The organism is Streptomyces flaveus (genome assembly GCF_014647675.1).
GTDB classification, from domain to species: Bacteria; Actinomycetota; Actinomycetes; order Streptomycetales; family Streptomycetaceae; genus Streptomyces; species Streptomyces flaveus.
Genome location: NZ_BMPQ01000016.1, coordinates 157725 through 171112, shown reverse-complemented (window position 1 = coordinate 171112; position 13388 = coordinate 157725). Strand labels below are relative to the sequence as shown.

Here is a 13388-nt window from a genome sequence, read left to right as displayed (position 1 = left end):
CGTCTACGGAGTGCTCAGCCTCGTGGCGAGCCTGCCCGGCATCGGCGTCCTCGTCGCCCGGTGGGCCATGGGCCTGCGGCGGCGCCCCCGACCCGCGTACGAGAAGGGCGCGCCGCAGCGCCACAACGGCCACGTCCCGCGCTCACCACCGGCGAACGCGGGGCACGCGGCGGACCGTCAGGACCGGCTTCCCGTACTGTCCTGCCCGGCCCCCTTCTGTATGGCGTCCTCGGCGCCCGGAGCGGAATTCGCCGCATCCGGCCTGAGGATCGAGAAATATGAACCGAAGCAGTCCACCAGGCCCGCCAGCAGCTCCTTGCCTTTTTCGGCGGTAGCCAGCGAAGGACGGCCGATGACACCGGACTCCGTGTAAGCGGACATATCGAGGGTGAGAAGATGCCGTCGGTCGTCGGCGAGGAAGTCGGAGGACTCATATCCGGGACGCACCATTTCCGGATGAGCGTGCAGCAGGATGGACGTCTCCAATTCGCCTGCGTGCATATCGCTGAGCAGCGAGGTCCGCACATCGGCCCGGACCCGCGCCTCTTCCCAGTCCTCCGGTGCCGGGAACAGCGCCATGCGCGTGCCGCTGCCCGCGGATTCCTGCACCACATTGCCCAGCACGTAGTTCCCGCCATGTCCGTTGACCAGTACCAGGGCGTCGATGCCCGAGCGACGAAGCGAGTCGGCTATGTCCCGTACCACCGCGTGGAGTGTCACCGCGGAAATACTGACCGTCCCCGGCCAGGCGGCATGTTCGTGCGAGCAGGCGATGGTCAGCGGAGGGAGAAGATGCACCGGATACGCGGCGGCGACCTCACGAGCGATGGTGCAGGCGATGACGGTGTCAGTGGTCAGGGGTAGAAAGGGCCCGTGCTGTTCGAAGCTGCCGATGGGAAGGACGGCGACGCCGGGCCGACGCGCCCTCACGTCCTCCGTGGTGTCCAGCGGCAACAAGCCGGGGGTGGTCAGCTGTGTTCCCGAACCGGTCATGGTGGTAAGGCCTTTCGTTCCGTAGACACCGACGAGAGCAGGCTAACGCGGCAACGGCAGATTGGATGCAGGAGAAAATGAAGGAAAGCAAAGGCGTGCTCGGTCGGAGTGCCGGCCCCAAGGCAGATGTCCAGTCGGGTGTCCAGCGTGTGGTGGATCTCCAACTGCACACCGTGTACGGAGATTTCTACGCCGTCGGCTATTTGGATCTCGAACGCGGGGATGAACAAGTGGCCCTCATATACGGCGATATCGACGGAACGGAGGACACGCTCACCCGACTGCATTCGGAGTGCCTCACCGGAGACGCCTTCGGGTCCACGCACTGCGAGTGCGGCGACCAGTTGTCGACCGCCCTGCGCACCATCGTGGCGGAGGGCCGCGGCATCCTCCTCTACCTCCGCGGCCACGAGGGCAGAGGAATCGGGCTCCTCGCCAAACTCCAGGCCATGAAGCTCCAGTCGGAGGGTCTGGACACGGTCGAGGCGAACCTCGCCCTCGGTCTCCCGGTGGACGCCCGCGACTACGGCGTCGCCGCGGACATGCTGCACGACCTCGGCGTGCCCTCCGTACGGCTGCTCTCCAACAACCCGGCCAAGAGCGAGGCCCTGCGGCACCACGGCATCGAAGTCGCCGAGCACGTCCCCCTGTTGATACCGCCGCGCGAGCACAACATCAGCTACCTGCGCACGAAGCGGGAGCGTATGGACCACCACCTGCCGCATCTGGACGCGGTGATCCACTGGTCCTGAACTGATCCTGAACTGCTCCTGAATGGCGCGGCGGCCCGGATCCCGGATAGGAACAAGGGATGACAGACACAGATGACGTCGTCCTTTACCTCTCCGGACACCAGGTCACGCAGCTGCTGAGCATCGACGCGGCCATCGCGTCCCAGCGCGTGGCCTTCACGGCGCTCGGCGACGGCACCGCCGACGTGCCCGGAAAGATCATGGAGCCGAGCGGGTTCGACGACAGTGTCGTGCTGGCGTACGTGGCGCGGCTGTCCGCGGACACCGGGGCCGTCGCCAAGTTCGGCAGCGTCAATCCGGGCAACGCGGCGGCCGGGCTGCCGACCGTGCACGCGGTGATCAACGCGCTCGACCCGGTGACCGGCCGCCTGGTCGCCGTCATGGACGGCACGGCGGTGACGACGCTGCGTACGGCCGCGGGTAGCGCGGTGGCCTTCGACGCGCTGGCCACCGCCGACAGCGCGGAGCTGGGTCTGATCGGCTCGGGCACCCAGGCGCTGGCCCATGCGCGGGCGGTGGCCCGGGTGCGGGACCTGCGGGCCGTACGCGTGTGGAGTCCGACCCCGGCGCGCCGCGAGCGGGCGGCCGGGCTGCTGGCGGCCGAACTCGGTATCGCCGCCAAGGCCGTCGCCTCGGCCGAGGAGGCCGTGTCCGGGCTGCCCATGGTCGCCGCCTGCACGCTCAGCAGCACGCCCGTGGTGCGGGGCGAGTGGCTGGCGCCCGGCTGCACGGTGGTGAGCGTGGGGTCCTTCGAGCGGACCCGCAGCGAGGTCGACGCCGAGGTCGTACGGCGGGCCGCGGCGGTGGTCGTCGACGACCCGGACACCGCGGCGAGCCACGCCGGGCCCGTGGTGGACGCGCTGCGTTCCGGCCTGCTCGCGGCCGAGGACCTGATTCCGCTCGGCGGTGTCCTCACGGGCCGACGCGAGGGACGTACGAGCCCCGACGACATCGTCTACTACAACAGCGTCGGCCTCGGCATCCAGGACGCCGCCGCGGCCTGGGCGGTGATCGACGCAGCCAGGAAGGCCGGCCTGGGGTAGGGGGCTTCTGATGAGGCATGATCCCTTCGTGGACATCACCCCGCTGCGTGCCGAAGGGTTCGCCGCCGACGCCCCGCGACCGGAGGTCAACCGCGTATGACCGAGCTCCACCTGTGGCTGCGCCACGAGACCCGCACGACCGAGCGGCGCACCCCCGTCGTGCCGTCCGACGCGCGGCGGCTCGTCGAGAACGGCGTGACGGTGACCGTCGAGAGGTCCCCGCAGCGGATCTTCCCCGTCGAGGCGTACGAGGCGGCCGGGTGCCGTGTCGTCGAGCCGTACTCCTGGACCGTCGCACCCCTCGACGCGGTCGTCGTCGGCCTCAAGGAACTCCCCGAGGAACCAGGCGAGTTGCGGCACCGGCACGTCTTCTTCGGGCACGCGTACAAAGGGCAGCCCGGGGCCGAGGCGCTGCTGCGCCGGTTCGTCGCCGGGGGCGGGGCGCTGTTCGACCTCGAGTACCTGGTGGACGACAACGGCCGCAGGCTCGCCGCCTTCGGCTACTGGGCCGGATATGTGGGCGCCGCCCTCGCCGTACTCCACCACCGGGGCAGGCTGACGGCCCCGCTGCGGCCGACGTCGAAGGACGAACTGGACGCCGAACTCCAACCCCGCCCGGACGACGCGCAGTTCAGCTCGCTCGTGATCGGCGCACTGGGCCGCTCCGGGCGGGGCGCGCGGGCCGCGCTCATGGAGGCCGGGCTCGACCCCACCTGCTGGGATCTCGCCGAGACCCGTGACCTGGACCGACAGGCCCTGCTGGACCATGAGTTGATGGTCAACTGCGTGCTCAGCACCGGCCCCGTCACCCCCTTCCTCACCGACAAGGACCTGGCCGAACCACGCCGGGGCCTGCGCACGGTGTGCGACGTGACCTGCGACGTCGGCTCCCCCTACAACGTCCTCCCGGTCTACGACACGGTCACGGACTGGACGGATCCCGTACGCCGCCTCCACGAACGGCCCGCCCTCGACCTCATCGCCATTGACAACCTGCCGTCCCTGCTGCCCGAGGAGGCGAGCACGGACTTCTCGGCGCTGCTGGCGCCGCAGCTGATGGAGTTCGGGGTTGCCGGGGCATGGGGGCGCTGTCTGGACCGGTTCCACGAGACCTGCCGTGAACTCGGCCTGGAGAACGGGGAGTCCGACCATGCCTGAGGCAGCCGTCGTGCCCGCATCCGGCACCGTGCACTGGATCGGCGCGGGCCTGTCCACGGGCAGCGGCCTTGCCACCTTGTGCGACACCGCCGACCGCGTACGCCTGTGGCACCGCACCGAGGAGCGGGCGGCCCAGAGCCTCTCGGCGCTCGGCCTCACCGGCCGCGCCGAGCCCCGCGCGTACACGCTCCCCGCACTCGCCGCCGAACTGGCACCCGGCGACATCGTGGTCTCCATGCTCCCGGCCCCGGAACACGGCCCGCTGCTGGCCGCCTGCGTGGCGCACCAGGCCCACTTCGCCTGCTCGAGTTACGTGTCCGAGGCGGTCCTGGACCAGGTCCCTGCCGCGGTCGCCGCGGGCATCGTCGTCCTCACCGAGTCGGGCCTCGACCCGGGCATCGACCACCTCTTCGCCCAGGGCCTCATCGCCCGCGCACGGACGGAGATCGGCGCCGACACGACCGCCGAGGTCAGCCTCACCTCGTACTGCGGCGGCATCCCCGCCGTCCCCAACGACTTCAAGTACCGCTTCAGTTGGGCCCCCGCAGGCGTCCTGAACGCCCTGCGCTCACCCGCCCGCTACATCGAGTACGGCGAGGAGACGACAGCCGTCCGCCCCTGGGAAGCCACCCGCACCCACCTGGTGGACGCCGAACCCTTCGAGGTCTACCCGAACCGCGACAGCATCCCGTTCGTCGACCAGTACGACCTGCCTCAGGCATGGAAACCCCGGACCTTCGTCCGCGGCACCCTCCGTCTGTCCGGCTGGCTCGAAGCCTGGCAACCCGTCTTCGAGGAACTGAAGCACGGCGACGACGAGCGCATCGCCGCGCTCGCCCAGGAGCTGGCGGCCCGCTACCCGACCACGGACGCCGACCGCGACCGCGTCGTCCTGGCCGTCTCCCTCGACGTACGCGCGGACTCGGGCCGGAGCTGGTCGGGGCGCTACCTGCTGGACATGGAGGGGAACGCGCAGGAAAGCGCGATGGCCCGGTGCGTGTCACGCACGCTGGCGCTGGGCGTCCGCAAGGTCCTTGCCGGAACCCTGCCGCCCGGGCTGAGCCGTGCGGCCGAGACACCGGAGCGGTCCGAGGAATGGCTGGCGAGACTGAGCCAGGACGGGATCGACTTCACTCTGGACAGCATGCGCGCCAAGAACTGACGGCCCGTGACTCGTAGCCCTGCCACGATCCGCCCCGTCAGCGGACCTCGGAAGTGCTCGGCCTGTTCAACTCACCTCAGCCGACGACCACTTCGTGCACCAGCCGCCTCAGATCCGCGAACCACGTCGGCCCCGCCGTCGGTCGTACCTGGGTCAGGAACTGCACGGTCAGGTCGTGCTGCGGGTCGACCCAGAAGGTCGTGCCGGCCGCGCCGGACCAGCCGTACAGGCCGGGGCCGGCCGGTGACTCCGTACGAGCCGGGTCGATCACGACCGAGACGCCGAAGCCGAAGCCGACGCCCGCGTTGCCGGGGAAGTCGTGGACGGGGCTGCCGAAGGTGCGGAGGTCGGCGGGGAGGTGGTTGGAGAGCATCGTGGCCACGGTCTGGGGGGACAGGAGCCGGGTGCCGTCCAACTCGCCGCCGTGGTGGAGGAATTCGATGAAGCGGTGGTAGTCGTGCGCGCTCGCCACCAGGCCGCCGTTGCCGGACAGCAGCCGCGGACGGCTGCGTCCCGGCTGCTCAGGGCTCCGTACGATGCCGCCCTTGCCGCCACCGTCCTCGTCGCCCCCGTCGCTCTCGGCGTACAGAACGGCCAGCCGGTCGGCCCGGTCCTCGGGAACCCAGAACCCCGCGTCCGTCATCCCCAACGGCCGAAAGACCCGCTCGGCGAGGAACGCGTCCAGTGACATCCCGGACACCACCTCCATCACGCGCCCGAGCACCGTGGTCGCGACCGAGTAGTTCCACTGTGTCCCCGGCTCGAACTGGAGCGGCAGGCTCGCGAACAGCTCGCAGGCCTCGGCCAGGTCCGCGTCCGGTGGCTCCGCCCGTTCCACCCCGGCGGCCCGGTACGCGGCGTCCACGGGATGTGCGTGGTAGAAGCCGAACGTCAGCCCCGCGGTGTGGGTCAGCAGATGCCGGATCCGGATGGGCCCATCGGCGGGGCGGGTTCTGAGGTCCGGGCCGCTGCCGTCGACGTACACCCGGGGCTCGGCGAAGGCCGGCAGATGGCGGGCCACCGGGTCGTCGAGGTCGAGCAGGCCCTCCTCCTGGAGCATCAGGGCCGCGACGGAGGCGATCGGCTTGGTCATCGAGTAGATCCGCCAGATCGTGTCCGTCCCGACCGGCAGCCCGGCCTCCCGGTCTCGGAGGCCGTACGAAGTGAGATGTGCGACACAGCCGTGACGGGCAACCGAGATGAGGTACCCGGGCAAACGGCCGTCGTCGACGAGGCGGGCGAAGTGTTCGTCCAGCCGTCGCAGGGCCGCCGGATCAAGGCCGACCTCGGCCGGTTCCACCTCTTGTCGCAACTCGCTCATCGTCCGCTCCCGTTCGAGGAAGGAGATGTGGTTCCTGTGCTGTTCCAGTGAAACCTATCGCCGACCTGCGGATTCGCGAGGTCGACGACGACTGCCCGCATACCGGAGGTGCTGCAGGGACGCGTGTGACGCGTGAGGCGTCGCGGTGTGCGCCGGAGCGCTGAAGTGCGCCCGAAGACCGGATCCGCGAGGCCCGGGTATACGTCATAGAAGGCGGATGGATGCCCCATGCATGAAGTGAGCGGCCGAGCCGGACGGGGGCTTGAAGCCGAACGGCGCGATTGATTACACAGCGTGAAGCAACCATTCGACAGTTCGATTCGTATATCTCCGTGGAAGCCCAGCAGACCCGTCGGGCATCATGACGCCGGAGCGTCACGATCCGCTTGACCGGAAAGCACCGAGCAAGGAGAACCAATGCGACCGTTCGCGCTCAACTATGCACGTCCGGCCCAGCAGTTGGAGGTCAGCGTTCCGTACGCCTATGACTCCAGACTGCAGTTGAACGTCCTGCCCGACGGGCGGCTCGCCGCTCATGACTACGCCGTGTTGCGGGAACTGGGGGCCACGACGTCCACAGCGGGCTCGAAGACCCACTTCGACGACTGAAGACGGACCCGCGACGATGACGGTTCTGATCCTGACGTGCGAACAGGATGTAACCGCGGACATGGTGGTGGCGCGACTGGACGGGACGGGTGTCCCGGTCGTCCGCCTCGACCCCGCGGACCTGCCCGGAGGCGTGGCCCTGTCGGGAGAGTTCGTGCACGGCTCCTTCCGCGGCCATCTGTCCGCCGGTGGCCGGCTGGTGACCATGAGCGGTCTGCGGTCCGTCTGGGTCCGCAGGCCCGGTGTGCCCGCGACGCGGGTCGCCGAGCCGTCCGCCTGGCTCACCGAGGAGTCCGCGCAGGCGCTCTACGGCATGCTGCGTTCCACCGGCGCGCGCTGGATGAACCACCCCGACGCGGCCCGCCAGGCCCGCCACAAGCCCTGGCAGCTTCATCTCGCCCAGCGCTGCGGGCTTCCCGTGCCCGCCACGCTGATCACCACGTTCCCGCAGGCCGCCCGCGACTTCGCGGAACGCTTCCCGGATCTGGTGGTCAAACCCGTCTCGGGCGCACACCCGCAGGAGCCGCCGAGGGCGGTTCCGACCAGCAGGGTCGCACCCGAGACGGACTTCTCGGCCGTCGCCTTCGGCCCCACACTGCTCCAACGGCGCGTGGCCAAGCGTGCCGACATCCGGCTGACCTGCGTCGGCGACCGGTTCTTCGCCGCCCGCAAGGCGGTCGGCCAAGGCGCCGATCCGGAGGAGGTGGACGTCCGGTTCGCCACCTCCACCGAACCCTGGCAGCCGGTCGAGACGCCGCCGCGGGTCGCCGCGAGCGTGCACGACTATCTTCGGGAGGCCCAACTCGCGTACGGCGCATTCGACTTCGCCGAGGATGCCGACGGCATCTGGTGGTTTCTCGAGTGCAACCAGGCGGGCCAGTTCGGCTTTGTGGAGATAGAGACGGAGCAGCCGATCGCACGCGCCGTCGCCGACTGGCTCGCCGCCCCCGCACCAGACCCGGCGTCACCCGACGACCAGGTCTTCGTCGAATCGGTCACGTGCGAGTGAGCCGTACGGACAGACCGCGGGCGGTGAACACCGGCTCGGCGTCGTGGCCGTCGACCGTGATGCGGCCGAACCGGCCTTGCAGGACACGGGCGTCGATGACCGGGATCGTGGTGCCCGGCTTCGGTGGCCGCTGCTTGTCGAGCCGGATGACGAGCGTGCTGCCCCGGCCGAGGAGCACGCGCCGCGTCACCGCCAGGGCCGGTACGCCGTCGTCGGTGAGCGTCACGTCGAGGGTCGTACCGGACGCCTGGGTGTACGCGCCGCGCACCCGGAGCGCCGAGGCCGTACGCAGCGTGCCGCCCCGCACCTGTACGTCGCCGCACCCGAGCGCGTCCCGTGAACCGGTCGCGAGGATGCCCTCCTCCAGCGTGGTGCCGCCGGTGTAGCCGTTGGCTCCCGTGAGGGTCAGCGTGCCGGTGCCCCGCTTGACCAGCGCGCCCCGACCGTCGATGTCGTTGCGCCAGGTGTCGGCAGCGGAGAAGCCGCCGTCGCCGGCGTTCATCGTGACGCGCACGTCCGAGTCGAACGTCCCGTATCCGTCGGCGGCGGCGAAGAGGTTCAGCCGGCCCCACCGCTCGAAGCCGTCCAGCAGGACGTATCCGGCGGGCAGCGCCGTCGTCCGCAGAACCTCGCGCCGCTGGGCGGCGGAGAGGTACGGCAGCCGTGTCTCGAGGAGGACCTCGGCGCCCTTCGGGACGGTCATGCGGTCGTGCGAGGGCCGCTTGGGCAGGACGTACGTCAACTTGGGGGTGACATCTGCCGAGTTGAGCGCGGGGCTCGCGTACGGGTCCTCGTCCAGGCCCGCCGAGTGCGCGAACTCGTACAGCGTGTCGGCACTCGTGCCGGTCTCCTTCTGGAAGTAGGCCAGGGCCTGGGCGCGGGCCGCCGCCTTGAGGTCGGCGTTCTTCGGGTCGGCGAGCGCGGCGGCAGCGAGCGCCGTGGCGAGGATCCGGCCGCCGATCACGTCGACGGTGGAGTGCATGCCCGACACGATGCGCGTGTGGGAGACGTCGAAGGCGCGGGTCACCAACTCCTGGAACCGTTCGGGAACCGCGTACGCCATCGCCAGCGCCGCCAGGTGGAGCGCGTTGGTGTGTCCGCTGGGGAAGCCGCCGTCCTCGGCCGGGACCTCGGCCCGCTGCCTCAGCAACTGCGGGACGACCACCACGTCGGACTCGTAGACCGGGTAGCCCAGCGCGTCCTTCTCGCCGGTGTCGACGACCTCGCTGTCCTTGTTCATCCGCCAGGGACGCGGGTACTGGTACGCGAACTTGCTGGGGTTGCCCGAGGCGAACGGGCCGCGCACGGTGTCGACCAGCTCCGCCACCTTGCCCAGCTCCGAGTCGTGGGAGCCCGCGCCGAGCGCGGAACCCGCGGGAGCGTCGGCCGGGATCGTGTCGTTGATCTTGCCCGCGGGGACGCCGTCCGGCGCGGACGTGATGCCGGTGACCGCCTTCGCGCCCGCCTTGTAGAGGTCGGCGAGGGGGCCAAGACCGGCGATCACCGCGTAACTCTGGTGCTGGCGGTCGTGGATGAAGGCCAGCTTCGCCTCGGCGTCGGTGCGGTGGGTGGTGACGCGCACGCTGTAGCGGATGTTGGCGCGCAGGACGTCGGCCATGAGCGGCATGCCGCTGTCCCAGGCGGCCCCCGTCTTCCAGACCTTGGCGAAACCATCGAGGATGCGAACCGCCGCGTTGGTCTCAGCGGTCTGATTCGCGACAACGTTGGTGGTGTACGAATCGACAAAGGCGGCGGGGGAGTTGGCAGGGGAGCCTGCCGCCGCGGCCGGCCACGCGGCGACCACGGGAGCAGCAACCAGCCCGGCCGAGACGCCCACGGAGTTACGCAAGAACACGCGCCGGTCGATGCCGTGCTGGAAGTGCGAGGTACGGGTGTGCTGCCCGGGCATGGAGGGCCTCTCTGTGTGGCGGTTCGCCCTAGGAGGGCGGGGCTGTGTCAATGTGCGGCTCCGCCGCGATGGGGATTCCCCCGCTCGAGCGAAGCCGAGAGCGGGTGAGCGACCAGCCACGACGCACCCGCGCTTGCCCTCCGGCGGGAGGGGTCGTGGGCCGGTGCGTCGTATGCCCGTCGCTTAGGTTCTGTCTCGGAGAACCCGCACTGTGTACCAGGCCAGGGTCGTATGCCCGGCCTGCGACGGGCTGACGCACCGGCCCACGACCCCGCACCCCCACCCACCAGGGGCGCGGGGAACTGCGCGACCAGCCGCACACAACCCGCGGCCGAGACGCAACCTGGGGGCCCGGGGGCGCAGCCCCCGTGGCACAACAGCGCCCAACCGCCAGAGGCAATAAGCGGCTACACAGACGGAAGTTGATACCTCGAAGCGTTCAGGAAGCCCCGGGACGGGCTTCAAATCGGCGCGGCAGACGAGTACCGCATTGAGTTCGTTAGGAAGTTAACTAACGAAGTATGGTGCGTCAAGAGGCAGGGAATCCCATTGCCGTACAACCCTTGCGGACAGACCGCCGCGCCCCCGCGGAGACCACCGCAGCAGACCTGGGGAGAGCATGCATCTGAGCGAGAGCGCCCGCGCGGTGTTCGCCGTACTCGCAGCGGCCGGTACCGCCACCCGCCCCCAACTGGCAGCCGTCGCGCGCCTTTCCAAGCCGACCGTCTCCTCCGCCGTGGCCGAACTCGAGGCCGCCGAGCTGGCCGCATGCTCTGGCACGGTGTCCGGCGCCACCGGCCGGTCCGCCGCCGTCTACGGACTCGGGCCGGCCGCCGGAGCCGTACTCGCCGTCGACCTCGGCCCCGCCGTGACCCGGGTGCGCGGCTGCGCCCTGGACGGCACCCTGCTCGCCGAGGGGACGGGGACCCGGCCGGACGCCGCCGACGTCGTACGCCACGTCCTCAAGGAGCTGCCCACCGGCGCCCCGCTGCGCGCGATCGTCGTGGCCGTCGGCGATGTCATCACGCAGGACGCGGAAGGCGCGGGCGCGCGTCCGGCGACCGCCAAGGCCGGCCCGCTCTTCGACGCCATGGCCGTCGCACTGCCGCCGGGCGTTCCCGTACACGTCGAGAACAACGTCAACTGCGCCGCGCTCGCCGAGCTGCACGAGGGCGCCGCCCGCGGCCGGGACACCTTCGGCTATCTGCGGATCGGTGTGGGCATCGGCCTCGGGGTCGTCATCGGCGGCCAGGTGCTGCGCGGAGCGAACGGCGCCGCCGGAGAGGTGGCCCGGCTGCCCTACCCGTGGGACGGGGACCGCGAACCCCGCCGCGAGGGCCTGGAGGAGCACATCGGTGCCCGCTCCCTGCTGCGCCGGGCGGCGGACGCCTGGCAGGACGCCGACGGCCCGTGCCCCCGCACCGCCGAGCGGCTCTTCGCCCTCGCCGGCGAGGGGCACGCCACGGCACGCACCGCCGTCGGCCGCCATGCCGCCGAGATCGGCCGGCTCGCCGCGGCGGCGGCGGCCGTCCTGGACCCCGGCCTGATCGTGCTGGGTGGCGCCATCGGCGCGGACCCCCAGCTCCTGCCCGGCGTACGGGCGGAACTCGCCCGGCTGAGCTGGCCCACCGAGGTCGTGAACAGCGCGCTCGGCGAGAGCGGCACCGTGGTGGGGGCGGCCCGGCTGGCCGTGGCCCGGGGCATCGAGACAGTGACCGGCGGAGTGGAAGCCAAACCGCGACCGGAGAGTGGATTCCAAACCGTGACCGGAGGGGTGCGGGTGAAGCATTGACGGACTCCACCGGCTTCTGCCAATGTCCGGACAAGCGCTTTCTAAGTCGGTCGGGACGCCGGCTTGGGGCGAGCGTCCCGCCCGTACTCGACGTACGGCAACCGCACCAGGGCGTGCTTGTGCGGCGACGGCCACAGTGGCCGGGGACCCTCGCCTGTCAGGATGACGCGGCCGGGCGAGGCCGCGCCCTCGGAAAGCGAACTTTCTTGCACAATGCACCCGTGCCGCCTCCGTCGGCGCCGTGCTCCGTCCCCAACCACGAAAAGGGATCGAAGATGACCACTGTGGGTGTGCGGCGTTCCCGCCGACTCGGCCGCGGCGGCATACGCCGCCTGGTCCCCCTCGCTGCCGTGGCCACGGCAGGTGCCCTGCTGCTCTCCGCCTGCGGCGGGTCGGACTCCGGCTCGGGCGGGACCTCCAAGTCGCTGACGTTCTGGATCTCCACGGTTCCGGGGCAGGACGCGGGCTGGAAGAAGATGGTGGCGCAGTACGAGAAGGAGACCGGCGTCAAGGTCAAGCTCGTCAACGTTCCCTACGACGGCTACGACGCGAAGCTGCGCAGTGCCGCACAGGCGAACTCCCTGCCCGACGTGGCGTCAGTGCCGAAGCTGGACCCGATCTGGGCGAACAAGCTGATCGACCTCGGCTCCATCGCCAACAAGAAGAGCAACAAGATCAACGGCAACTTCGTCGCCAAGGACTCGTCCGGGAAGGTGCTGTCCATCCCTTCGGACATCACCGCGTCCGGCATGTTCATCAACAAGTCGCTCTTCGAGAAGGCCGGCGTCGACTACCCGACCTCGCCCGACAAGACCTGGACCTGGACCGAGTTCATCAAGGCGGCGGACGAGGTCCGGGAGAAGACCAACGCCAAGTACTCCCTGACGTTCGACCAGTCGCCGTCCCGGCTCCGCGCCATGGTGTACGAGATGGGCGGGAAGTACGTCCAGGCCGACGACTCCGGCAAGTTCTCGGTGGACGCGGCGACCAAGAAGGCCGTGAACACCTTCGTCGGGTGGAACGACGACAAGACCATGCCGAAGTCGGTGTGGACCAGCGGCGCCGACCCGTCGGCCATGTTCCAGAGCGGTGACGTCGTCGCCTACTGGTCCGGCGTGTGGCAGGTCGCCGCCTACGCGGAGAGCATCACGAAGTTCGAGTGGGCGAGCGTCCCGACTCCCGCCGAGCCGGTGCAGGCCAGCGACGTCAACAGCGGCGGCATGACGGTGGGCTTCAACAACAACGGCGACGCGGCCGCCGCCGCGGAGAAGTTCCTGTCCTGGCTGTACGAGCCGGCCAACTACCAGGCGCTGTGCGAGGCGTCCGGGTTCCTGCCCGTCGAGACCGGTCTGAACCCGAAGTACCCCTTCAAGTCCGAGGCGGCGCAGGCGGCGTTCAAGCTCTACAACGAGTCGATCCCGCTCTACGACCCGGTCTCCGGCTACTTCAACACCGCGCAGACGGGCTGGGCGCTGAAGGGCAAGACCCTCACCGAGGACCCGACCAAGACGGAGCTCGGCAAGGCGATCAACGGCCAGCAGTCGGCCGACAAGGCCCTGGAGAACATCGTGGCCGGCTACAACCAGCAGGTCGGCGGCTGAGCGTAGGCCGAAAGGCCCGGGCGGCGGAGTCCCGACCCC

The 13388-nt window shown here is 70.3% G+C and carries 11 protein-coding genes; 8 read left to right on the top strand and 3 right to left on the bottom strand.

The annotated features are described in order from the left end of the window. Positions 1-177: 177 nt before the first annotated feature. Positions 178-993: a creatininase family protein gene (locus tag IEZ21_RS28165; protein ID WP_189324685.1), complete on the bottom strand. Its 816-nt coding sequence runs from the start codon at positions 991-993 to the stop codon at positions 178-180. A 77-nt stretch (positions 994-1070) separates the two neighbouring features. Here IEZ21_RS28165 and ribA point away from each other — a divergent pair, with 77 nt between their 5' ends. The 4 genes from ribA to IEZ21_RS28145 all read left to right on the top strand — a co-directional run bounded on the left by ribA (position 1071) and on the right by IEZ21_RS28145 (position 5108). Next, positions 1071-1745, top strand: a complete 675-nt coding sequence (ribA, locus tag IEZ21_RS28160; protein ID WP_033325981.1) for a GTP cyclohydrolase II — start codon at positions 1071-1073, stop codon at positions 1743-1745. Between the two features lie 59 nt (positions 1746-1804). Then, positions 1805-2788, top strand: coding sequence for an ornithine cyclodeaminase family protein (locus IEZ21_RS28155; protein WP_189324684.1), 984 nt, complete (start codon positions 1805-1807; stop codon positions 2786-2788). Positions 2789-2884: 96 nt separating this feature from the next. Further along, entirely contained in the window at positions 2885-3946 is a 1062-nt protein-coding gene (locus IEZ21_RS28150) for a saccharopine dehydrogenase (protein WP_189324683.1), read from the top strand. After that, positions 3939-5108, top strand: a complete 1170-nt coding sequence (locus IEZ21_RS28145) for a saccharopine dehydrogenase family protein (RefSeq protein WP_189324682.1) — start codon at positions 3939-3941, stop codon at positions 5106-5108. The genes IEZ21_RS28150 and IEZ21_RS28145 overlap by 8 nt, the downstream gene beginning before the upstream one ends. Before the next feature lie 76 nt (positions 5109-5184). Here the strand turns inward: IEZ21_RS28145 and IEZ21_RS28140 are convergent, their stop codons facing one another. Further along, complete coding sequence (locus tag IEZ21_RS28140; protein WP_189324681.1) at positions 5185-6429, bottom strand: serine hydrolase domain-containing protein; 1245 nt, start codon at positions 6427-6429, stop codon at positions 5185-5187. Positions 6430-6846: 417 nt separating this feature from the next. Between IEZ21_RS28140 and tgmA the strand changes: the two genes are divergently transcribed. Together tgmA and tgmB are read left to right on the top strand one after the other, a co-directional pair. Next, the gene (gene tgmA, locus IEZ21_RS28135) at positions 6847-7038 is read left to right on the top strand and encodes a putative ATP-grasp-modified RiPP (RefSeq protein WP_033325990.1); all 192 of its coding nucleotides are present in this window, start codon (positions 6847-6849) and stop codon (positions 7036-7038) included. Between the two features lie 16 nt (positions 7039-7054). After that, a complete protein-coding gene (tgmB, locus tag IEZ21_RS28130) occupies positions 7055-8047 on the top strand; it encodes an ATP-grasp ribosomal peptide maturase (RefSeq protein WP_189324680.1) in 993 nt (330 codons plus the stop codon). Here the strand turns inward: tgmB and IEZ21_RS28125 are convergent. After that, positions 8034-9956: a phosphatase PAP2 family protein gene (locus tag IEZ21_RS28125; protein WP_189324679.1), complete on the bottom strand. Its 1923-nt coding sequence runs from the start codon at positions 9954-9956 to the stop codon at positions 8034-8036. The two genes, tgmB and IEZ21_RS28125, sit on opposite strands and share 14 nt — an antisense overlap. A gap of 619 nt (positions 9957-10575) precedes the next feature. Here IEZ21_RS28125 and IEZ21_RS28120 point away from each other — a divergent pair. Further along, positions 10576-11748 carry an ROK family protein gene (locus IEZ21_RS28120; protein WP_189324678.1) on the top strand — a complete coding sequence of 391 codons (1173 nt, stop codon included), beginning with the start codon at positions 10576-10578 and terminating at the stop codon, positions 11746-11748. A gap of 275 nt (positions 11749-12023) precedes the next feature. Continuing rightward, a complete protein-coding gene (locus IEZ21_RS28115) occupies positions 12024-13349 on the top strand; it encodes an extracellular solute-binding protein (RefSeq protein ID WP_189324677.1) in 1326 nt (441 codons plus the stop codon). The last annotated feature ends 39 nt before the right edge of the window (positions 13350-13388 follow it).

Excerpts from the sequence above, each read along its gene's own strand:
- tgmA (WP_033325990.1), top strand. The coding sequence starts at position 6,847 with ATGCGACCGTTCGCGCTCAACTATGCACGTCCGGCCCAGCAGTTGGAG.
- IEZ21_RS28155 (WP_189324684.1), top strand. The coding sequence starts at position 1,805 with ATGACAGACACAGATGACGTCGTCCTTTACCTCTCCGGACACCAGGTC.
- IEZ21_RS28125 (WP_189324679.1), bottom strand. The coding sequence starts at position 9,956 with ATGCCCGGGCAGCACACCCGTACCTCGCACTTCCAGCACGGCATCGAC.
- IEZ21_RS28140 (WP_189324681.1), bottom strand. The coding sequence starts at position 6,429 with ATGAGCGAGTTGCGACAAGAGGTGGAACCGGCCGAGGTCGGCCTTGAT.
- IEZ21_RS28150 (WP_189324683.1), top strand. The coding sequence starts at position 2,885 with ATGACCGAGCTCCACCTGTGGCTGCGCCACGAGACCCGCACGACCGAG.
- IEZ21_RS28120 (WP_189324678.1), top strand. The coding sequence starts at position 10,576 with ATGCATCTGAGCGAGAGCGCCCGCGCGGTGTTCGCCGTACTCGCAGCG.
- tgmB (WP_189324680.1), top strand. The coding sequence starts at position 7,055 with ATGACGGTTCTGATCCTGACGTGCGAACAGGATGTAACCGCGGACATG.
- IEZ21_RS28145 (WP_189324682.1), top strand. The coding sequence starts at position 3,939 with ATGCCTGAGGCAGCCGTCGTGCCCGCATCCGGCACCGTGCACTGGATC.
- ribA (WP_033325981.1), top strand. The coding sequence starts at position 1,071 with ATGAAGGAAAGCAAAGGCGTGCTCGGTCGGAGTGCCGGCCCCAAGGCA.
- IEZ21_RS28115 (WP_189324677.1), top strand. The coding sequence starts at position 12,024 with ATGACCACTGTGGGTGTGCGGCGTTCCCGCCGACTCGGCCGCGGCGGC.
- IEZ21_RS28165 (WP_189324685.1), bottom strand. The coding sequence starts at position 993 with ATGACCGGTTCGGGAACACAGCTGACCACCCCCGGCTTGTTGCCGCTG.